Below are 19,744 nucleotides of genomic sequence, written 5' to 3'. Positions count from 1 at the left end.
CGATGTCAGGACGCGCGTCGCCCGTGCCGGAGGCCGGCCACGGGGCGGCCTCCGGCACGGGGGCCGGGAAGCGGGCGGTGCGGGCGGTACCGGCATGGCGCCGCTCGCTGCGGCCGTATCTGCTGATCGTGCCCGCACTGCTGCTGACCGGCGGCATCCTCTATCCGTTCGGGCTCGGCCTCTACTACACGGTGTTCGACTTCGCGGCGAGCAAACCGCAGCCGGACCTGGTGGGCATCGAGAACTACCGGCGGATCTTCGCCCAGTCCTCGTTCTGGGACTCGGCGCGGGTGACGGTGGCGTACGCGGTCGGCGCTGCGGCCGTCGAGACGGTGCTCGGGGTGGCCGTGGCCCTGCTGCTGCACCGGGCGAGCTTCGTGGGCCGGGTGCTGGAGAAGATCCTGATCCTGCCGCTGATGATCGCGCCGGTGATCGCCGCGATCATGTGGAAGCTGATGCTCCAGCCGTCCGTCGGCGTCATCAACCATCTCCTGGAACCGTTCGGCCTCGGCGGTGTGCAGTGGACGGACACCCCGACGGGCGCCCTGCTGTCGTCGATCGCCGTGGACGTGTGGGTCTACACACCGTTCGTCGCGATCCTCGCGCTGGCCGGTCTGCGCTCGCTGCCCGTCTCGCCGTTCGAGGCGGCGGCGGTCGACGGGGCGGGCTGGTGGTTCACCTTCCGGCGCCTGACCCTGCCGATGCTCTGGCCGTACGTCCTGGTGGCCGTGATCTTCCGGTTCATGGACTCGCTGAAGGTCTTCGACATCATCTACGCGCTGACCGAGGGCGGCCCCGGCGACTCGACGATGGTGCTCCAGATTCGGGCCTATCTGGAGGCGATCCGCTTCCAGCGCTACTCGTTCGGGATCAGCTACATGATCACGCTCTGGGCCGCGGTCTACCTGGTCACGATGGTGCTGGTGCGCTATCTCGGCCGGATCCAGAACCGGGCGTCGGAGGTGCCGGGATGAAGCGCAGGGTGCTCGCCGTCGCCGCCGACCTGGCGCTGATCCTCTACTTCGTCTTCGCGCTGTTCCCGGTCGCCTGGATGGTGATCCTGTCGCTGAAGCCGACGAACGAGCTGTTCAGTACGTACTTCTCGTTCTCCCCGACCTTCGACTCCTACCGCACGGTCCTCGGCGCCGGTGGCGACCAGGGCGTGCCGTTCGTGCGGTTCTTCGTGAACAGCCTGGTCGTGTCCGTGGGCGCGGTCGCGCTGTCGCTGGCGATCGGGCTGCCCGCCGCGTACGCCGCTGCGCGGTGGCGGTTCCGCGGCTCGGAGAACCTGATGTTCACCCTGCTCTCGTTCCGTTTCGCACCCGAACTCACCGTCGTCATCCCGCTGTTCGTGCTCTACCAGAAGCTCGGACTCTTCGATACGTATGTCGGCATGGTGTGGGTGCTGCAGCTGGTGACCCTCCCGCTGATCGTCTGGATCATGCGGTCGTACTTCTCGGACCTCTCCCCCGAGCTGGAGCAGGCGGCGCTGCTGGACGGCTACACCCGCAAGCAGGCGTTCTTCAAGGTCGCGCTGCCGCTGGTGAAGCCGGGGATCGCGGCCGTCTCGCTGCTGGCGTTCATCTTCGCGTGGAACAACTTCGTCTTCCCGCTGATCCTCACCTCGTCGAACGCGCAGACGGTGACGGTCGGCGCGCTGTCCTTCCTCGGCGGCGACCGGCCCAAGTACAACCTGACGGCCGCGGCGGCCCTGGTCTCGGTGGTCCCGCCGCTGCTGCTGGCGCTCACCATCCAGCGCTACCTGGTGCGCGGCCTGTCGTTCGGGGCGGTGAAGTCGTGACCCGTCCCGCAGCCATCGGCTTGCGTTCCGTGCACAAGAGGTACGGGAAGAGCACCGCGCTCGACGGCCTGGACCTGGAGGTGGCCGAGGGCGAGTTCTTCTGCCTGCTCGGGCCGTCCGGCGCCGGGAAGACGACCACGCTCAAGACGATCGCGGGCCTGGAGGAGCCGGACTCCGGTGCGGTCGAACTGGGCGGGGTGGACATGGCGGGCGTGGAGCCGTACGACCGGGGCGTGGCCATGTGCTTCGAGTCGTACGCCCTGTATCCGCACCGCACCGCGTACGACAATCTCGCGTCCCCGCTCCGCTCACCGCGCCACCGCCTCCCCGCGCACGAGGCGCGCGAGCGGATCGGGGATATTGCCGAACTCCTCGGTATCGGGGCCCTGCTGGACCGTCCGGTGGGCCGGCTCTCCAACGGTCAGCGGCAGCGGGTGGCGCTCGGCCGGGTGCTGGTGCGGCCGGCCCGGGCGTTCCTGCTCGACGAGCCGCTGTCGCATCTCGACGCGAAGCTGCGACAGGCGATGCGCGCGGAACTGAGGGCGATCGGCTCGGTCCGGCGCACGACCACGCTGTACGTCACCCACGACTCGGTGGAGGCGCTGGCGCTCGGGGACCGGATCGGGGTGATCAGGGACGGCCGCATGGTGCAGACCGGCACCCGCGAGGAGCTGTGGCACCGCCCGTACGACACCTTCGTCGCCCGGTCCTTCGGCAGACCCCGGATCAATCTGCTGCCGGGAACGGTGACGGCCGAGGGACACTTCCGGTCGCCGGACGGGGCGTACGAGCTGCCGCTGACGGTGCCCGCGCCGCCGGGCGCCGCGGTCCAACTGGGCGTACGGCCGAGGGACATCGGCCTCCTGGGGCCCGGCAAGGGCTCAGGCGTGGAGCCGGCCGGCACCGACAGGGGCACGGCCCTGGAGCTGACCGGCACCGTTCACGTCAGCGAGCTGCTGGGCCGGGCCACCGAGGTCACGGTCAGGATCGGCGGACAGCAGCTGTCCCTCGTCGTCCCGCGCGCCGACGCGGCGGGCCTGAGACCCGACCGTCCGGTCCGGCTCTCCGTGCCGCCTGAGAGTCTGCTGCTGTTCGAGGCCGACCGGCCGGCACGTCCAGGACGAAGGATCAGCACGTGAGCAACGTTCCGCAGCGGGGTCCCGCCCCGCGCCAGGCATCCATAGCCGAGTACGTCCTCGCGCAGGGCGAGGTGAGCGCCGCCGAACTGGCGGAGCGTTTCGACGTCAGCCTGATGACCATCCACCGCGATCTGGACGAGCTGGAACGACAGGGCATCGTCCGCAAGTTCCGCGGCGGTGTCACCGCCCAGCCCTCCGGCGTCTTCGAGTCGAACGTCTCCTACCGGCTGAAGACGATGCGCGCCGAGAAGGCCGCCGTCGCCGAACGGGCCCTGCAGCTCATCGAGCCGGGCATGGCGGTGATGCTCGACGACTCGACGTCCACGCTGGAGATCGCGCGCAGGCTGCGCTCCATCACTCCGCTGACGGTCGTCACCAACTTCCTCGAAGCGATCAACCTGCTGTCGCGGGAACGCGGCATCCATCTGATGGGCCTCGGCGGTGACTTCGACCCGCTGCACTCCTCGTTCCTCGGCGTCTCGTGCGTGGAGGCGGTGCAGTCGCTCCAGGTCGACATCTGTTTCACCTCCACCTCCGCCGTGTCCGGCGGTTACGCCTACCACCAGGAGCAGCACATCATCTCCGTCAAGCGGGCGATGCTCGACTCGGCGAGCCGCAATGTACTGCTGCTCGACCACTCCAAGCTGGGCCGGGTGGCCCTGCACCGGCTCGCCCCGCTCTCCCGCTTCGATCTGCTGCTGGTCGACGACGGGGCGTCCGACCGGGCACTGCGCGAACTCGACGAGCACAAGGTGCCCTACGAGGTCTGCGGCACCGGCAGGGAACCCGGAGCGGGAGGCGGCGATGACGGGTGACTGAACTGACCCTGCGCGCACTGCGCAAGACCTACACCGGACGCGGCCGGGCCGCCGTGGAAGCTGTCCGCTCCATCGACATCGAGCTGCGCTCCGGCGAGCTGCTGGGGCTGCTCGGCCCGTCCGGCTGCGGCAAGTCCACAACGCTGCGGATGATCGCCGGACTGGAGTCGGTCACCGACGGCGACATCCTCATCGGCGGCTCGTCCGTGGTGCCACTGACGGCCCAACAGCGCAACATCGGGGTGGCGTTCGAGAACTACGCCCTGTATCCACCGCTGACCGTGGCGGAGAATCTCGGCTTCGGACTCTCCGCCCGGCGCCGGTACGGGCGGGCCGAGATCCGCCGCCGGGTCGCCGACATGGCCGAACGCATCGGGATCACGGACATCCTGGACGCCCGGCCTGCCGGACTCTCCAGCGGCATCCGCACCCCCGACGTGCTGCTTCTCGACGAACCGCTCTCCCATCTGGACGCAGCCCAACGGGACACCACCCGGCGCGAGTTGAAACGCATCCAGCGGGACAGCGGCCACACCACCATCCTCGTCACACATGACCAGGAGGAGGCGCTGTCGCTCGCCGACCGGATCGCGGTGATGCGGGACGGCGAGATCCAGCAGCTCGGCACGCCCGAGGAGATCTACGACGCCCCGGTGAATCTGTTCGTCGCCGACTTCGTCGGGGAACCGGCGATCAATCTGCTGCCGGGGACGGCCGACGGGGCGGGCGGGGTGCGCCTCTCGGACTCCGTGCGCGTCCCCGTACCGCAGCGGCCCGCGGCGGGGCGCGCGGTGGTGCTCGGCATCCGCCCGGAGGACCTGCGCCTGGACGACACGGGTGTACGGGCCCGGGTCGCCGCCCATGAACCCCTACTGGAATCCGGCATCGCCACGCTCTCGCTCGACGGGTTGACGAAGCCGCTGGTCGTCGCGACCGGTCCGGAGGTACGGCTCGACCGGGACGACACCGTACGCATCACCGCCGATCCCCGGCACATCCATGTCTTCGACGCCCGGACAGGAGACGCTCTGCGATGACCCGCCCCATGACGGTCCGCCCCGCGACGAGGATTCTGGTCGCCGGTGACCATTTCGTCCGCAACTCCCTGATCGCCGAGGCCCTGCACCACGCTCTCGGCCCGGAGCCCCATCTCACCGAACTCACCCTCCGCTGGCCCCTGGAGCCCTTCGGCAAGGTCGCCGAGGTCGACGAGGCGAGCGACGCCGAGGACGCACTGATCCGCGCCCTGGACGGGGTCGAGGTGTGTGTGACGCAGATGGGCCCGTTCACGGAACGGGTCCTGGCCGCCGCACCCGATCTGCGGCTGGTCGTGGTCTGCCGGGGCGGCCCGGTCAATGTGAACGCGGCCGCGGCACGGGCCCAGGGGGTGCGGGTGTGCTTCGCGCCCGGACGCAATGCGGCGGCGACCGCCGAGTTCACCGTGGGGCTGATGCTCTGTGCCCTGCGCCGCATCCCCGAGGCCCACCGCTCCCTCGCCACCGACGGCCGCTGGGACGCCTCCCACTACACGTACGAGAACTGCGGCCTGGAGCTGGAGGACACCCCCGTCGGCCTGATCGGTTACGGCGCGGTCGGCAGCCGGGTGGCCCGGGTCCTCTCCGCGTTCGGCGCCGAGGTCGAGGTGTACGACCCGTATGTGCGCGGCGATGTCCACGGCATGCGCGCCACCTCGCTGGAGGCGCTCCTGGACCGCTCCCGCGTACTCACCCTGCACGCGAGGCTCACCCCGGAGACCCGGCATCTCATCGGCGCCCGCGAACTGGCCCTGCTGCCGCGCGGCGCGGTCCTCGTGAACGCGGCCCGGGGCGGGCTGCTGGACACGGACGCGCTGTGCGACGCCCTGGACTCGGGGCAGTTGCGGGCCGCGGCGCTCGACACGTACGAGCAGGAGCCGCCCCCGCCCACGTCACGGCTCTTCCGCACCCCGCATCTGCTGATGACCCCGCATGTGGCGGGCGCCAGCCGGTCGGTCGCGCAGAAGGCGGCCCGGATCGCCGCGGCCGAGGTGGCGCGCTATGTGCGGGGCGAACCGCTCGCCCACGCACTGTGAGGGGAGCCTGTCCCATGACGAGGTACATCGGCATCGATGTCGGCACATCCATGGTGAAGGCCGCGGCCTTCGACCCGCAGGGCCGCACACTGGCCGTCGAATCCCGCCCGGTGGGGCTCACGATCCGCGGCGGTTTCGTGGAGCAGGACATGGACGAGGTGTACGGGGCGGTCTGCGAGGTCCTGGCCGCGCTGGGCTCCGACGGGATCGCGTTCGCCGGCCTCACCGGTCAGGGCGACGGTGTCTGGCTGGTCGACGCGGCGGGCCGGCCGGTGCGTACGGCGATCTCCTGGATGGACGGCCGAGCCCATGAACTGGTCGACGCCTGGCTGGCGTCCGGTGTCTTCGGAGCCGTCTACCGGCGCACCGGCAGCGCGATGTTCCCGGGCTGTCCGGGCCCGGTGCTGGCCTGGCTCGACCGTCACGACCCGGCCTCGCTCGACGCGGCGACGACCGCCCTTTACTGCAAGGACATGGTGTTCCAGCGTCTGACGGGGGTCCGGGCCACGGATGTCTCCGATGCGTCGATGCCGTTCCTGGACCCGATGACCCGTATGTACTCCTCGGATGTCGTGGCCGCGCTCGGCCTCGGCCACCGGGCCTCGCTCCTCGCCCCGGTCAGCGATCCGGTCGCCACCGCCGAACTCCCCTCCGGGGTACGGATATCCAATGGCCCGTACGATCTGCCGGCCTCCGCCCTGGGCGCGGGCGTCACCCGTCCCGGCGACGGTCTGCTGATCGTCGGCACCTGTCTGGCCGCGCTGGTGGCCACGGAGCAGCTCGATCTGGACGGCGAGCCGGCGGGTCTGCACATCTCCACCGACCGCCCGGGCCACTGGCTGCGCGCCATGCCCGCGATGGTCGGCACCGCGGCCCTCGACTGGATCCTGACCACCACCGGCGTACGCCACGCGGAGGTCGACGCGCTCCTCGCCGCCACTGCGCCCGGCGCGAACGGTGTCCGCGTGCTCCCGTATTTCGCCCCGTCCGGCGAACGCGCCCCGTTCGTCGAGCCGCGCCTGCGGGCCGAGCTGACCGGTGTGTCCCTGGAGACCACCCCGGCGGATCTGATCCGCGCGGTCTGCGAGGGCATCGGCTTCGCCGCCCGCCACTGCCTGGAGGCCGCGGGCCTCACCGGCACCCTCGCCCTGTGCGGCGGCGGCACCCGCTCCCCTGCCTGGATGCGCCTGTTCGCCGATGTGCTGGGCCGGCCGGTCCGGATCGTGGAGGGCGAGGTCGGTGCGCGGGGCGCGGTGCTCGCGGCGGCGCAGCGCTTCGGTGCGGAGCTGGACACGGCTGCCTGGACGGCCCCGACGACGGTCGTCGAACCGGACCCGGAGCGGGCGGTGTTCTATGCGAAGGCGTACGAGGACCATCTGGCCCGGCTCGCCGCGGCCCGTACGCACGCCCGCGCATGAGCGCTCGTTCCCGGTCCGGGGGCGCGGCCCGCCGGCCGATCCCCGCCCCCTCAGCCGTAGGACTGGTTGAAGGTGGCACTTGCGAGCAGGGAGCCGTCCGCGTTGAGCAGGCGGACGCCGGTGACCGGTGATGTGCCGGCGAGGTAGGGCCCGCCCCAGGAGCCGTAGCCGTCGTCGTTGAGAGTGAAGGAACCGACCTTGACGATGGAGCCGTCGGCCCGCTGCAACTGGCAGCGGACGGTGCCGGAGTGCCCGTCGGCGTCCACCGCCATGTACAACCAGGGCGAGGAACCGGTGTAGAGGTAGACCTGCCCGAACGACTGTCCCGCGTGGGCGAGTTGGGCGGTGAGCAGGTGCGGTTGCACCGGGGAGACGATGGGCGCGACCGGGGCCGGACGGCCGACGGATGCGCCGAGCACCCAACCGCCGCCACCGAGGGCGAGGCCCGCTGCCGCTGCCGCCGCAGCGAGGGCGAACCGCCGCCACTGCACGCGCCGGCGCGGCCGTCGCACCGAGGAGAGCCCGAGCCGGTCGATCACCCTGTCCTCGAAGCCGACCGGCGGTTCGCTGCCGGGGACGAGATCCAGCAGCGCGTCCGACGTGGCCGTCAGCTCGTGGACGTATTCGCGGCAGGCGGGGCAGTGCTCCAGGTGGTCCATCACCCCGGCCCGGTCCTCGGCGGGCAGCACGCCGAGCGCCAGCTCCGCGCCGATCTCCCGGAGCTGCTCGCAGCTGAACCCGCTGTTGTCAGTCATGGTCCACCTGCCTGGCCGCGAGCGACGCCCGGACCTTGCCCATGGCTGTCCTTATCCGGGTCTTGGCGGTACCGAGTGGTATCTCCTCGAAGTCGGCGACCTGCTGAGCCGTCATCCCGTAGATCCCTGCCATCACCAGAGCACGCGCCTGCTCCCGCGGCAGCGTGCCGACCGCGCGGCGCAGTTCCACCGCGGTCTCGGTGGAGAGTGCATGCCGCTCCGGTGTGTCCGTGATGGTCTCCATCATGTTCTCCAGGTCTGCGGGGTCGACCGGAGTGGTCTTGCGCGCGCGTACGGCGTCGATCGCGAGGTTGTGCGCGATGGCCGCCAGCCAGGTGGGCACCGATCCCCGGCGCGGGTCGTAGACCTGAGCGTGTCGGCAGGCACGCTCGAAGGTCTGCTGAGCGATGTCCTCGGCGAGCTGGACATCACCCACCACGGCGATGGCCACGCCGAAGACCCGACGCTGGAACCGCCGGACGAAGGCCACGGCGATCTCGGGGTCGCCGGTCATGAGCCCGGCCAGCAGCGCTTCGTCGGGCACCCGCTCCAGGGGTATGCCGATCCTGCCCATACTCCTTACGTAACACGGGCCCGCGGGGATTGCCTGCGCCGGGCAACCCCGGCGCGGTGGAAGGAATGGCACAGAGCCCGGCATCCGTGCGTGGCGAAGACCGCAGGCGGACCCGGATACGAAAATTTCCTGAAAAAGGCAATCCCCTGAGCGCTCCGGAGCGTATTCCGTCTGGAAGCCTCTTCAGGAGGGAAGCTCATGGCGATCTTCAGTCATCTCATCCCCGCGAAAAGCCGTCACGACATGAGGGACACGTCGCGGCGCTTCGACGACAACGGAAGGGACCATCGTGGCCACCGTGGTCACGACCACGACCACGGCCACGACCACGGCCATGACCACGGCGGCCACGGCGATCACCGCTGGTGATCGCGCAGGACGGCCGAGCGGGCCCGGGCTCTTGGTCCGCCCGGCCGGCAATCCTTGAGGAACGCGTCTTATGAGGCGTGTCTCGCTTCATGTGCTGCGGCGGCTGCTGTCGGTGGCCGATGATCCCGACGCGGTCGTCGCCGCCGCGCCGCCCGTAACGCCGCGTGAGGCGTTCCGGCGGTTCTGGCCCTATACACGCGGTGGCCGGCGCTGGCTCATTCCGGTACTCGTCTTCAGCATGACCGGACCCGTCATCGACGCGGCCGAGATCTGGCTCTTCAAAGTCGTGGTGGACGACGTCCTCGTTCCGCGTGATCTGCGTCCCTTCCTCTGGATCGCCCTGGCATACGCAGGGCTCATCGTCTGCTCCGGCGTTCTGGGATTCGCCGACGACGTGACCTCCACCTGGGTCAGCGAGCATTTTCTGCTGACCCTTCGGTCGGATGTGTTCCGGCACGTCCAGGGCCTCTCACTCGGGTTCTTCGAACGGCGACGGCTGGGGGACGTGCTGTCGCGCATCACCGGCGATGTCGACGCGGTCGAGACGTTCCTCCTCTCGGGGGTGGCGGACGGCCTGTATTACGTGATCCGGTTGGGCGTCTTCCTCGGTCTGCTGTTCTACCTGCGGTGGGATCTGACCCTCCTCGCGCTCGTCATCGTGCCGCTCTTCTGGTGGGCGGCCCGGCGCTTCTCCCGGCTGATCAAGGCCGCATCGCGCGAGCGGCGGCGGCGCAGCGGTTCCATCAGCGCGATCGCCGAGGAGTCACTCGGCAACATCGCGCTGGTGCAGGCGTACAACCGGCAGGAGTCGGAGGATCGACGGTTCGAACGCGAGAGTGTGGGCAAGTTCCGCGCGGCGATGACCTCGGCGCGCATCCGCGCCGTCTACGGCCCGATCGTCGATGTCATCGAGCTGGCAGGCGGGCTGGCCGTCATGGGCCTGGGCACATGGAAGCTGGCGCAGGGTCAGCTCACGCTGGGCGGGCTGCTGGTCTTCCTCGCGCTGCTGGGCAATCTCTACGGTCCGATCCGCGACCTGTCCCACCTGGCCAACACGTTCTACGCGGCGTCCGCCTCCGCCGAGCGGATCATCGAGTTGCTCGACCAGCGCCCCCAGGTCGTCGAAGCCGCCGACGCCCGACGGATCGGGCGCGCCCGGGGCGACATCGAGTTCCGCGGCGTCTGCTTCCGCTATCCGGGTACGCCCCGGTGGGCACTGTGCGACGTATCGTTCCACGTGACGCCCGGCACGACGCTGGCACTGGTCGGCGCGAGCGGTGCCGGTAAATCCACGGTCGGGAAGCTTCAACTGCGCTTCTACGACCCGGACCGGGGCGCGATCCTCCTCGACGGCACCGATCTGAGGGACCTCCAGCTGTCCGAGCTGCGCGAGAACGTCGCGGTGGTCCTCCAGGAGACGCTGGTCCTCCACGGCACCGTACGGGAGAACATCGCCTACGGCCGCCCGGACGCGTCGGAGGCGGACATCGTCGCGGCGGCCCGTGCCGCCGACGCCCACGACTTCATCCAGCTGCTGCCCGAGGGCTACGACACCCTGGTGGGCCAGCGTGGCCGAACACTGTCCGGCGGGCAGGCCCAGCGCCTCGCGATCGCCCGCGCGATGGTCAGGGACGCACCCGTACTGCTCCTGGACGAACCGACCACCGGCCTGGACGCCCGGTCGGGCCGCCGGATCATGGAACCGCTGCGCCGGCTCATGGCCGGGCGGACCACCATCGTCATCTCCCACAACCTGCTCACCGTCCGCGACGCCACCTCCACCGTGGTGCTGGACCACGGCCGGGTCGTCGAGTACGGAACGCACGAAGACCTGCTCCTGCGCGGCGGGGCCTACGCCCGGCTGCACCGGCTGAACGAAGTGACCGGCTCCGCCCTCGCCGGCTCCCCACCCGCGCGAAAGGTTCTGTCATGAACCGCATCATCACGCGACCGGCTCCGCCCCTCGCGCCCGGAACGAAACCCGCGCCGGGGTACGAGGTCCTGGCGCACCTGGCCCGGACGGGCTGGCTCGACCTCTATGACGCCTGGAGCGAGGAGCGGGACTGCCGGTGCGTCGTGAAGGTCCTGCGCCCCGACCACCGCCACGACGAGCAGCTGCGCGACCGGCTGCTGCAAGAGGGCCATTGGCTGCGGACATTCACCCATCCGCACCTCGTCCGCGCGTACGAGACCTTCGACTCGCCCGAGCCACTGGTCGTGCTGGAAACGCTGACAGGCGAGACGCTGTCCCACCTCGTCGGCCGGTTGTCCCGGGGCCCGGCCGCCGAGGACGTCGCCCTCCTCGGCGTGCAGCTGTGTTCCGCGGTCCACTACCTCCACGGTCACGGCCTGCTGCATCTGGACCTCAAGCCGTCCAACGTGGTGGTCGACCGCGGGCTTGCCAAAGTGCTCGATCTCAGCGTCGCGCAGCCGCCCGGAATCGCCCCTCCGGGCGTCGGCACCTTCTCCTACCTGGCTCCCGAACAGGCACGCGGTGGACCGCTGTCGGCCACGGCCGACGTGTGGGGCATCGGCATCACGTTGTACGAAGTCGCCACCGGCGACGTGCCATTCGACAACGGCGGCCCCATGGACGAGACCGATGGCAGCGACCTGGCCGACGGCGACGACGAAACGGACGGCCGGGACGATTGGTATCCGCAGCTCGAAGAACCGGCTCCACCGATCAGATCCCGCCGACGACTCCCGCATGATCTCGCCACGGCCATCGACAGCTGCCTCCGGCTCGACCCGGCTGCCAGGCCCACGATCACCGAACTCGCTGCCGCCCTCGATGCGACTCTGCCGTGGCAGCGGCGCCACGTCGCTCCATCACCGACTGATCGAAGGGACGAGTCCTAGTGCGAAGGGCTGATCACTTTCGATCCCTCCTGCTGCTAGCCTGCTCTTGCGTATTCTTTGCAATAACAACAGGAAAGCAGCTGGAGGGTTCGACCACATGGCCACGTACACGCTCCCGGAACTCCCGTACGACTACGCGGCGCTCGAACCGGTCATCAATCCGCAGATCATCGAGCTCCACCACGACAAGCACCACGCCGCCTATGTGAAGGGTGCGAACGACACCCTGGAGCAGCTGGCGGAGGCGCGCGACAAGGAGGCCTGGGGAGCGATCAACGGACTCCAGAAGAACCTCGCGTTCCATCTCTCCGGCCACATCCTGCACTCGATCTACTGGCACAACATGACCGGCGACGGCGGCGGCGAGCCCCTCGCGGCGGACGGCGTCGGTGACCTCGCGGACGCGATCGCGGAGTCGTTCGGCTCGTTCGCCGGTTTCAAGTCCCAGTTGACGAAGGCCGCGGCCACCACGCAGGGCTCCGGCTGGGGCGTCCTCGCGTACGAGCCGGTCAGCGGCAAGTTGATCGTCGAGCAGGTCTACGACCACCAGGGCAACGTCGGCCAGGGCTCCGTCCCGGTCCTGGTCTTCGACGCCTGGGAGCACGCCTTCTACCTCCAGTACAAGAACCAGAAGGTCGACTTCATCGAGGCGATGTGGGCCGTCGTCAACTGGCAGGACGTGGCGAAGCGTTACGCGGCCGCCAAGGAGCGCGCCGACGTGCTGCTGCTCGCCCCCTGACCGGGAGGCGCACATACGTCCTGCCTCGTGATCGTCTTCTCAACCTTCACCGGGCAGGCGGATGAAGGGAGGGCCCTCGCCTGGACGTGACAGGTGAGGGCCCTTCTGTCACGTTCGAGGACTCAGAGGGCCGGGGCGCGCCCCAGCAAGGTGCTCAGCACCTGCTCGGCATGGGTCCAGAGCAGGGATCCGCCGGCCTCCGGCACCAGGTGCCGGACCGCGCCCGGGATGCGCGAGGCCAGCCGCACTCCCTGGTCGGGCGAGTGACCGGTGTCCTTCTCCCCGTACCAGAGGTCGACGGGCACGGCGATGTCCGACAGCCCGATCCCCCAGCGCCCCATGGCCAGCGCGGTGTCCCGGGCATAGCCGGCCGCTCCCTGCGCGAAGGCTTCGTCGAGCGCGCGCCGGTAGGCGGCCGCGAACGCGGGCTGCCGGTACACATCGAGGTCGCACTCCGGGCTGCCGGACATGACCATGTCCCACATGCCCTGCGGGGTGAACCCGGCGAAGACCTGCTCGGCGGCGGCCGGATCGGCCACGGCCAGGCCGACGAGGCGCCGCAGCTCCTCCGGAAGCGCGTCGGCGAAGCGCGGCTCGGCGACCTCGTCGGCACCGGAGACAACCGCGAGCGCCCGGACCGCTCCTGCAGCGGCGCACGCCAGCGCGAAGGGCGCACCCTGCGAGTTGCCGACCATCAGAGGCCGGCCAAGGTCGCGCAGACCGGCGAACGCGCGGACGTCGTCGGCGAAGTCACCGAACGTACGCCCCGGCGCGGGCGAGGAGACGCCCAGACCGGGGCGGTCCACGGAGATCAGCCGCACCCCGAGCCCGTCCAGCACATCGGCACCGAAGCCGAGGTGCCTGCTGGTGGCCGCACCGGGCGAGAGCAGCACCGGCACCCCGTCTCCCGGCCCCCACTCGGCCCAGCCCAGCAACCGCCCTCCCGGGAGCTGTTCCGTACCGACGCGAACCGGTTCAATCACACTCAAAGCCATGCGCCCGATCATGGCCGGATCCGCTGCCCGTGTCGAAGGGGTTTCCCGCCGGCAGCCGGACGCCGCCCAAGCCGGGCAAGCAGTCCGGAGCGCCGTGGAGCCCCCGCTCGAACGTGACAGACGGGGGCCGTTCCGTCATGTTGTGCTGCAGGGGGCAGGTCAGCCTGGCAGCGGACCGCCGAGATCCGGCATGGGGACAACCCTGCCGGGGTCCGGAGCCTTCGCCCGCACCGGCTTGCCGTGGTCCGCCAGGTTCATCGTCGCCTTGGCACCCGCCGCTCCCATGTGCCAGTCGAGCCTGGTGCGCACGATCCGCCCGTTCCGGTCGATCCAGGCATCCGCGTACACGGTCATCCCACCGGTCTGCTCCCGCACGGAGTCGATCTTGGCCCGCATGTCCTTCGCCATCCGCAGCGTGACCGTCTCATCGGGGAGTACCCCGCGGTAGTGGACCGCGGGCGTGCCGTGCACCGTCTCCTCGCCGACCTTCGAGATCCGGCGCATCTCCGCCACTTGGCGCAAGACGTGTTCGGGGTCGTTCATCGGCGCCCGCAACACATAGTGAGCCTCGGCCTTGTCCCGGCGAATCGATCCCCAGGAGCCGTCCATCTCGGCGAATCCGCCCACATAGACGGTGCCTCCGTCGAAGATCTCGTCCATGCGGGGCGATGTCTTCCCAGGACTCGCCGCATTCCGGAGGGCAACCGCGAGGCGCCCCTTGGCGCCGGCCCAGTCGAAGTCGCCCTTGATCGAGACGACGTATTCGGTGGTGCCGTCCCCTATCTCGATCTGCTCATCGATCCGGGCGCTGCTCTTCTTCGTCGCGGCCACCGCGGCCCGTACCGCTGCCCCGTGGTCCTCCGCCGAGCGGGACGGCGAGGCTTTCCCGGGCTTCTCCGCCTCTCGTGCCGATCCCGATCCCGATCCCGATCCCGATCCTCCGGAGCATCCGGCGCACAACAGTGCCGCGGCGACGACAAGCGGGACAAGGGGGCGCTGCATGGTCTCTCCACAAGGTGATGGCCGGGTGCCGAGGCACCACCGACGCGCGTCGAACGCGCGATCGTATCAACGCGACTCCGGGGCCTGCCCGGTGACCAGCGCCATCATCAGCCCGTCGTACCCCTTGCTGCCGACGGTCTGCAGCGCGGTCGCGGTCAACGTCGGCTCGGCCGCGACGAGTTCGGTGAACCGGCGCACACCCTGCACCTTCGGGTCCTCGCTGGCGCCGTCGACCACCTCTCCGTCGCGTACGACGTTGTCGGCGATGATCAGGCTGCCGGGCCGGGTCAGCTTCAGGGACCAGGCCAGGTAGTCGGGGTTGCTCGGCTTGTCGGCGTCGATGAACACGACGTCGAACGGCCCGTGCCCCTGCGCCGCGAGCTCCGGCAGTGTGTCGAGGGCGCGACCGACCCGGATCTCGACGACGTCCGCGAGCCCGGCCCGCTCGATGTTGGCCCGTGCGACCTCCGCGTACGCCGGATCGGCCTCCAGCGTCACGACCTTGCCGCTCTCCGGCAGCGCGCGGGCCAGCCAGATGGTGCTGTAGCCGCCCAGGGTGCCGATCTCCAGCACGGTGCGCGCGCCCTGGAGCCTGGCCAGCAGGTTCAGCAGCTTGCCCTGGTTGGCGGCGACCTGGATCGCCGGGAGCCCGGCCCCGTCGCCGGCCTCCACGGCCGCGTCCAGGGCTTCGTCCGGGCCCACCAGCAGACCGTTGAAGTAGTCGTCGACCTCGGTCCACTGTGCCAGCGTCACGGCAGGCCCCTCTCTCGACAGCGTGCGAGTTCCTAAAAGGAACTTACCTCATACGAGGTGAATGCGATGATGGGCGGCATGAGTTCCGCTCCCGCCGACCCCACCGTTCTGCACCCGATGCCCGGCCAGCCCCGGGTCGTCCAGCTGAAGCCCCTGGTGAAGTCCGAACTGATCGAGGTCGGCGACTACTCGTACTACGACGACCCCGACGACGCGACCGCGTTCGAGACCCGCAATGTGCTGTATCACTACGGCCCGGAGAAGCTCGTCATCGGGAAGTTCTGCGCGCTGGGGACCGGGGTGCGGTTCATCATGAACGGCGCCAACCACCGGATGGACGGCCCGTCCACCTTCCCGTTCCCCACCATGGGCGGCTCCTGGACCGAGCACTTCGATCTGCTGACCGGGCTGCCGGGCCGGGGTGACACGGTCGTCGGCAACGACGTCTGGTTCGGCTACAACTCCATGGTGATGCCGGGCGTACGGATCGGGCACGGCGCGATCATCGGTGCCGGCTCCGTCGTCACCGCCGACGTACCCGACTACGGCATCGTCGGCGGCAACCCGGCCCGGCTGATCCGCACCCGGTACGACGAAGAAACGGTTGCCCGGCTGCTCGCCGTCGCCTGGTGGGACTGGCCCACCGACCACCTCACCCGCCACATCCGCACCATCATGTCCGGCAGCGTCGACGCGCTCGAAGCGGCTGCCCCGGAGGGGACACCATGACGATCACCGTCCGCGAACTGGCCTACTACCCGGTCAAGGGCTGCGCCGGGACCACGGTCGACTCCGCGCAGGTCTTCGGTACCGGCCTCGAACACGACCGTACGTTCATGGTGGTGGACGCGACGGACGGCGCCTTCCGCAGCCAGCGCACGCATCCCGCCATGGCTGCGATCCAGGTCGAAGTCCTGGACGGCGGGGCGGTGTTGGCCCTGTCCGCCCAGGACGTCGAGCCGTTGCGCGTGGACATCGACCGGGACGGCCCGCGACGCGACGTCAGCATGTTCGACCGCCCGCTCGGCGCGGCCGTCGACCAGGGGGACGCGGTCGCGGAGTGGTTCTCCGACGCGCTCGGTGCGAAGTCCCGCCTGGTACGGGTGGCCCCCGGTTTCGACCGGGACGGCTGGGGCGACACCCCGGGCAAGGTCAACTTCGCCGACGCGCACGCGGTGCTGGTCGCCTCGACGGCTTCCCTGGACGATCTCAACGCCCGCATCACCGCCCGGGGCGACGCCACGCCCGTACCCATGAACCGCTTCCGCCCCAACATCGTCCTGACCGGCAACGACGAACCCCACTTCGAGGACCGGGTCCGCCGGATGACCATCGGCTGCGTCGAACTCGCCCACTCCGTACGGGCGACGCGGTGCGCCGTCCCCATGGTCGACCAGACCACCGGCCACCGCGCGGGCCCGGAACCGATCCGCACCCTGTCGACGTACCGGCGCGAGCCGGAGTACGGCAACAAGGTCAGCTTCGGCGCGAAGAACGCGGTGGTGTGCGAGGGCGCGGTGAGCGTCGGGGACGTGGTGGAGGTCGCGGAGTGGCTCAGCACGTGAAGCCTCCGGAGCCCACCGCCCCGGCGATGGCCGGGCTGCTGCCAGTAGCGCTTCGTCGAGTTCTGGTGGTGACACCCGGCGGTTGACCGGGGCCCGACGGCCCGCAGGAACCTCGGCGGTTCCTGCGGGCTGTCGTGAGGCCGGACCTCTCACCTCAGTACGGACGGATCAGCACGGGCAGAAATCCGTACCCGTGCCCAGGAAGGGCAGGTCCCTGTCCCGCAGCGCACCGGAGTAGGCCTGCACCTCGTCCACATCGCCGTGCAAGTACTCGCCCCAGCCGTCACCGGCCTTGGCCCGGCCGATCTGGAGGGCACCGGTGCTGCGCAGGCCGTGCGGGAGGCTCGCAGTCGCCTTGGTGGAGCCGCCGAGGTAGAGCGTGATCGAGTCGGTCCCGTCGTCGTAGACCACGGCGAGACGACGCTCCTGACCACCCTCCGAGCTCTTGATCTGGGCCACCACCTTCTCGGGGGCTCCGATCTCGTCCTTCTCCGGCATCACCAGTTGCCAGGTGTACGTGGACGGCTCGTAGCGCACCTTGAACACGTCGGTGTACTCGCCGGCCTGCGAGAGCACGGTCATCGGGCGGGCCGGATCGGAGTCCGCGAGGCGTACCACGACGCCGAGGGTGAAACTGTCCCCGGTGTCCACGACGGGCCCGTCGGCAGCGGCGTATCCCGTCGCGCCGTCCAGGCTGAGATGCCCCTGGCCGACGAGTGCCGGCGGCACGGGGGGACAGTCAGGGTCCTCTTCCGGGCGGCAGGGACCGTCGGAGTCCCGGTAGATCGAAGCTCCCGCGCCGAGCCGCAGCGGTGCGCCGCCCGACTGCTCGGGGCTCGTGCCGTCCGTCGCGTTTTCCAGCGACCAGCGACCGAGCAACCTCGGCTTGCGCAGTGCCAGTTCGGTCACCTCGTCCGGTACCACGACCCGGTCGTGGACCCGTACGTCACCGATGTCGCCGTGCCACCGGTCGCGGTAGCCGACGGCCCCGCGGGCGCGGCCGATCTGGAACGCGCCGGCCGCCTCGGTGGGAGTCGCCTCCGCCGCGGTGCCGACCTCATGGCCGTTGACGTACAACCGGGCGCGGCCCGTCTCCGCGTCGTACAGCCCCAGCAGATGTGCCCATTCGCCGGTCTCGGGCGCGCCGCCGGACACCGTCGCGTCCCCGATCGCGAACGACCAGGCAGGGCCGGTTTCCTGGTTGCGCAGCCCAAGGGTGAAGCCGGGCTCCTCGTCCGCGTCCTGGCTGGCGACGGTCATGTTCCGGCCGGTTTCGGCGGGCCGCGCCCAGCCGCTGACGGCGAAGGACTTGCGGATGTCGGTGGCCGGGGCGTCGGTGGTGAGAAAGCCGTGGCCGCTGCCGTCGAGGCCGACCGTGGCGGTGGTTCCGGTGCCCGAGGGCGCCGGGCCGCCGAAGGTCACGCCGGTACCGGCCCGGGCGGCGGTGCCCGTCTCGGCAGCCGCCGAGCGGGAGCCCGCCGGGTCGTCCAGCTTCCAGCGGGCGACGGGGGCACGCCCGGACGTCACCAGGAATTCGTAGTACGAATCCCCACTGCTTCGGCCGGACCGGTCGATCGCACGGACCCTCAGCCGATCGTACCCGCTGCCGAGCGGCAGGTACGGAATGGTCACGGCCGCGCCGGGGTGCTCGGCAGAGACTGTCCTGGGAGAGCCACCCACGAAGTCGTACATGTACGACACCACGTCGTCGGAGGGCGAGGCCATGCTGAAGTGGCCGTAGACGCCGACCCCGTCCGTCCAGGAATCGTCATCGGGATATTCGGGGGAGCTGATCACCGCCTTCTCGGGGCTCACGTCGTCGTACACGAACGAGCAGACCGAGCCGTCGCCCTCATCGCTCCATGCGGAGTTCGCCTCGCCGTCGTTCGCGCGAACGTGCCAGGAGATGACCGTGTTGGCCGGGATATCGTCCGGCATCGTCCAGTAGTGGCGCGACCCCGACCGCAACGTGCGGGTGGTGTGGGTACGGCGCTGCTCCACCCCTGCTCCGTCCGTCCACCAGGCTTCGAACTCCCCCTTGACCGGGCTGGATTCGGCGGGCTGGTTGTCCTCCTCCGGGTCGTACAGCAGGGCACTGAGCCTGGGCGGCTCCGAGACATATGGCGCGTCGTCCCCGGTCGCGCAGGCCTTGCCCCCCGACTGGAGGTCCTGGACCAGCGGCTGTTTCGGCGGCAGGTTGTCCACCGCATACGCCGGACCGGCGGCCGTGGCCAGCAGCGCCGCCGCGCAGCCCCCCACCACCATCCGTCTGCGTCTGCCCGTTCTTCCGAACCTGGTCAAGTGGCCCTCCCCTGTGATCGCTTGAGGCTCGTGGATCACACGAGCCGTGCGAAGCTAACAGAGACCACTGACAGTGCCCGAGAGCTTTTCCCTTCACTCAGGCGCTGTTGGCAGGTAGCAGCTTCGGACCTGTCCGCCACCACACCCGCCGCGCGGCAGACGGCAGTCCGACGACAGTGCCCGGGGCCGACTGAACGACGTGGGCCGGGAAAACGCGCGTGCGTGCGGGATCCCGACCGTGCAGGTTGGCGTCGGGAAGCGAGGTCTCGCGGACGAGTTGGGGCGATTCAGCCGGGCGGCGGTCGCATGGGCGGCCGGCGGGGCGGGGTCGGACGCAGCCGCCGCGCAGGCGCGGGAACGACCTCTCCGGCCGGGGCCCGGTCGTCGTGGACGCGATCGCGGCGAAGTGGGGCGTACGGCCGCGTGACCCCGGCAGGACCGCCTGGGTGCATCTGACCACCGGTCAAGCGGAGTTGATGTGAGGCGGCACCTCAAGACCGCCTGGCGCTGCGAGGTCACCGTCGATGGGCTACTCGCACGGGCCGAGCACGCCGCCACCCCCACGCAGGCGCTGATCAGGTT

The 19,744-nt window shown here is 70.2% G+C and carries 19 protein-coding genes; 13 read left to right on the top strand and 6 right to left on the bottom strand.

All coding sequences use genetic code 11. The features are described 5' to 3' along the window. Positions 1-2 precede the first annotated feature (2 nt). From IEZ15_RS04485 to IEZ15_RS04455, 7 genes are read left to right on the top strand one after another with little or no spacing between them, the layout of a single operon-like run. Positions 3-974, top strand: a complete 972-nt coding sequence (locus IEZ15_RS04485; protein ID WP_189274404.1) for a carbohydrate ABC transporter permease — start codon at positions 3-5, stop codon at positions 972-974. Next, a complete protein-coding gene (locus IEZ15_RS04480; RefSeq protein ID WP_189274403.1) occupies positions 971-1,801 on the top strand; it encodes a carbohydrate ABC transporter permease in 831 nt (276 codons plus the stop codon). Before IEZ15_RS04485 ends, IEZ15_RS04480 begins: the two co-directional genes overlap by 4 nt. Continuing rightward, complete coding sequence (locus tag IEZ15_RS04475; RefSeq protein WP_229845737.1) at positions 1,798-2,940, top strand: ABC transporter ATP-binding protein; 1,143 nt, start codon at positions 1,798-1,800, stop codon at positions 2,938-2,940. The genes IEZ15_RS04480 and IEZ15_RS04475 overlap by 4 nt, the downstream gene beginning before the upstream one ends. Then, the gene (locus IEZ15_RS04470; RefSeq protein ID WP_229845736.1) at positions 2,937-3,755 is read left to right on the top strand and encodes a DeoR/GlpR family DNA-binding transcription regulator; all 819 of its coding nucleotides are present in this window, start codon (positions 2,937-2,939) and stop codon (positions 3,753-3,755) included. The genes IEZ15_RS04475 and IEZ15_RS04470 overlap by 4 nt, the downstream gene beginning before the upstream one ends. Continuing rightward, positions 3,752-4,795: an ABC transporter ATP-binding protein gene (locus tag IEZ15_RS04465; RefSeq protein WP_189274401.1), complete on the top strand. Its 1,044-nt coding sequence runs from the start codon at positions 3,752-3,754 to the stop codon at positions 4,793-4,795. The genes IEZ15_RS04470 and IEZ15_RS04465 overlap by 4 nt, the downstream gene beginning before the upstream one ends. Continuing rightward, positions 4,792-5,829, top strand: coding sequence for a 2-hydroxyacid dehydrogenase (locus tag IEZ15_RS04460; protein ID WP_373302490.1), 1,038 nt, complete (start codon positions 4,792-4,794; stop codon positions 5,827-5,829). The genes IEZ15_RS04465 and IEZ15_RS04460 overlap by 4 nt, the downstream gene beginning before the upstream one ends. Before the next feature lie 14 nt (positions 5,830-5,843). Next, on the top strand, positions 5,844-7,247 hold the full coding sequence (locus IEZ15_RS04455; protein ID WP_189274398.1) for an FGGY-family carbohydrate kinase: 1,404 nt from the start codon (positions 5,844-5,846) through the stop codon (positions 7,245-7,247). A gap of 50 nt (positions 7,248-7,297) precedes the next feature. Here the strand turns inward: IEZ15_RS04455 and IEZ15_RS04450 are convergent, their stop codons facing one another. Together IEZ15_RS04450 and IEZ15_RS04445 are read right to left on the bottom strand one after the other, a co-directional pair. Beyond that, positions 7,298-8,002 carry an anti-sigma factor family protein gene (locus tag IEZ15_RS04450; RefSeq protein WP_189274396.1) on the bottom strand — a complete coding sequence of 235 codons (705 nt, stop codon included), beginning with the start codon at positions 8,000-8,002 and terminating at the stop codon, positions 7,298-7,300. After that, the gene (locus IEZ15_RS04445) at positions 7,995-8,576 is read right to left on the bottom strand and encodes an RNA polymerase sigma factor (protein WP_189274394.1); all 582 of its coding nucleotides are present in this window, start codon (positions 8,574-8,576) and stop codon (positions 7,995-7,997) included. Before IEZ15_RS04445 ends, IEZ15_RS04450 begins: the two co-directional genes overlap by 8 nt. 198 nt (positions 8,577-8,774) lie before the next feature. Between IEZ15_RS04445 and IEZ15_RS04440 the strand changes: the two genes are divergently transcribed. From IEZ15_RS04440 to IEZ15_RS04425, 4 genes are all read left to right on the top strand, one after another. Next, entirely contained in the window at positions 8,775-8,945 is a 171-nt protein-coding gene (locus IEZ15_RS04440; RefSeq protein WP_189274392.1) for a hypothetical protein, read from the top strand. Positions 8,946-9,015: 70 nt separating this feature from the next. Beyond that, complete coding sequence (locus IEZ15_RS04435) at positions 9,016-10,878, top strand: ABC transporter ATP-binding protein (protein WP_114244508.1); 1,863 nt, start codon at positions 9,016-9,018, stop codon at positions 10,876-10,878. Next, a complete protein-coding gene (locus IEZ15_RS04430) occupies positions 10,875-11,807 on the top strand; it encodes a serine/threonine-protein kinase (RefSeq protein WP_189274390.1) in 933 nt (310 codons plus the stop codon). Before IEZ15_RS04435 ends, IEZ15_RS04430 begins: the two co-directional genes overlap by 4 nt. 97 nt (positions 11,808-11,904) lie before the next feature. Further along, on the top strand, positions 11,905-12,546 hold the full coding sequence (locus tag IEZ15_RS04425; protein ID WP_114244510.1) for a superoxide dismutase: 642 nt from the start codon (positions 11,905-11,907) through the stop codon (positions 12,544-12,546). 122 nt (positions 12,547-12,668) lie between these two features. Here IEZ15_RS04425 and IEZ15_RS04420 read toward each other — a convergent pair whose 3' ends face one another. The 3 genes from IEZ15_RS04420 to IEZ15_RS04410 all read right to left on the bottom strand — a co-directional run bounded on the left by IEZ15_RS04420 (position 12,669) and on the right by IEZ15_RS04410 (position 15,296). Beyond that, the gene (locus tag IEZ15_RS04420) at positions 12,669-13,541 is read right to left on the bottom strand and encodes an alpha/beta fold hydrolase (RefSeq protein ID WP_229845735.1); all 873 of its coding nucleotides are present in this window, start codon (positions 13,539-13,541) and stop codon (positions 12,669-12,671) included. Between the two features lie 159 nt (positions 13,542-13,700). Next, a complete protein-coding gene (locus tag IEZ15_RS04415) occupies positions 13,701-14,543 on the bottom strand; it encodes an SCO4651 family lipoprotein (RefSeq protein WP_189274388.1) in 843 nt (280 codons plus the stop codon). 66 nt (positions 14,544-14,609) lie between these two features. Further along, on the bottom strand, positions 14,610-15,296 hold the full coding sequence (locus IEZ15_RS04410) for an O-methyltransferase (RefSeq protein WP_189274386.1): 687 nt from the start codon (positions 15,294-15,296) through the stop codon (positions 14,610-14,612). 78 nt (positions 15,297-15,374) lie between these two features. On the opposite strand from IEZ15_RS04410, the gene IEZ15_RS04405 reads away from it, so the two are divergent. Then, complete coding sequence (locus tag IEZ15_RS04405; protein WP_189274384.1) at positions 15,375-16,025, top strand: CatB-related O-acetyltransferase; 651 nt, start codon at positions 15,375-15,377, stop codon at positions 16,023-16,025. Then, the gene (locus tag IEZ15_RS04400; RefSeq protein ID WP_189274382.1) at positions 16,022-16,861 is read left to right on the top strand and encodes an MOSC domain-containing protein; all 840 of its coding nucleotides are present in this window, start codon (positions 16,022-16,024) and stop codon (positions 16,859-16,861) included. The genes IEZ15_RS04405 and IEZ15_RS04400 overlap by 4 nt, the downstream gene beginning before the upstream one ends. 168 nt (positions 16,862-17,029) lie before the next feature. Here IEZ15_RS04400 and IEZ15_RS04395 read toward each other — a convergent pair whose 3' ends face one another. Next, a complete protein-coding gene (locus IEZ15_RS04395) occupies positions 17,030-19,126 on the bottom strand; it encodes a LamG-like jellyroll fold domain-containing protein (protein ID WP_189274692.1) in 2,097 nt (698 codons plus the stop codon). Between the last annotated feature and the right edge of the window lie 618 nt (positions 19,127-19,744).

The sequence above is a fragment of the Streptomyces atratus genome (assembly GCF_014648655.1).
Lineage (GTDB): Bacteria > Actinomycetota > Actinomycetes > Streptomycetales > Streptomycetaceae > Streptomyces > Streptomyces atratus.
The sequence above is the reverse complement of the archived record's forward strand: the minus strand, read 5'-3'. Positions and strand labels throughout refer to the sequence as shown.

Bases quoted from the DNA above. Each gene is read 5' to 3' on its own strand.
- IEZ15_RS04485 (WP_189274404.1), top strand. From the start codon at position 3: ATGTCAGGACGCGCGTCGCCCGTGCCGGAGGCCGGCCACGGGGCGGCC.
- IEZ15_RS04480 (WP_189274403.1), top strand. From the start codon at position 971: ATGAAGCGCAGGGTGCTCGCCGTCGCCGCCGACCTGGCGCTGATCCTC.
- IEZ15_RS04460 (WP_373302490.1), top strand. From the start codon at position 4,792: ATGACCCGCCCCATGACGGTCCGCCCCGCGACGAGGATTCTGGTCGCC.
- IEZ15_RS04455 (WP_189274398.1), top strand. From the start codon at position 5,844: ATGACGAGGTACATCGGCATCGATGTCGGCACATCCATGGTGAAGGCC.
- IEZ15_RS04450 (WP_189274396.1), bottom strand. From the start codon at position 8,002: ATGACTGACAACAGCGGGTTCAGCTGCGAGCAGCTCCGGGAGATCGGC.
- IEZ15_RS04445 (WP_189274394.1), bottom strand. From the start codon at position 8,576: ATGGGCAGGATCGGCATACCCCTGGAGCGGGTGCCCGACGAAGCGCTG.
- IEZ15_RS04440 (WP_189274392.1), top strand. From the start codon at position 8,775: ATGGCGATCTTCAGTCATCTCATCCCCGCGAAAAGCCGTCACGACATG.
- IEZ15_RS04435 (WP_114244508.1), top strand. From the start codon at position 9,016: ATGAGGCGTGTCTCGCTTCATGTGCTGCGGCGGCTGCTGTCGGTGGCC.
- IEZ15_RS04430 (WP_189274390.1), top strand. From the start codon at position 10,875: ATGAACCGCATCATCACGCGACCGGCTCCGCCCCTCGCGCCCGGAACG.
- IEZ15_RS04425 (WP_114244510.1), top strand. From the start codon at position 11,905: ATGGCCACGTACACGCTCCCGGAACTCCCGTACGACTACGCGGCGCTC.
- IEZ15_RS04420 (WP_229845735.1), bottom strand. From the start codon at position 13,541: ATGGCTTTGAGTGTGATTGAACCGGTTCGCGTCGGTACGGAACAGCTC.
- IEZ15_RS04415 (WP_189274388.1), bottom strand. From the start codon at position 14,543: ATGCAGCGCCCCCTTGTCCCGCTTGTCGTCGCCGCGGCACTGTTGTGC.
- IEZ15_RS04405 (WP_189274384.1), top strand. From the start codon at position 15,375: ATGAGTTCCGCTCCCGCCGACCCCACCGTTCTGCACCCGATGCCCGGC.
- IEZ15_RS04400 (WP_189274382.1), top strand. From the start codon at position 16,022: ATGACGATCACCGTCCGCGAACTGGCCTACTACCCGGTCAAGGGCTGC.
- IEZ15_RS04395 (WP_189274692.1), bottom strand. From the start codon at position 19,126: ATGGTGGTGGGGGGCTGCGCGGCGGCGCTGCTGGCCACGGCCGCCGGT.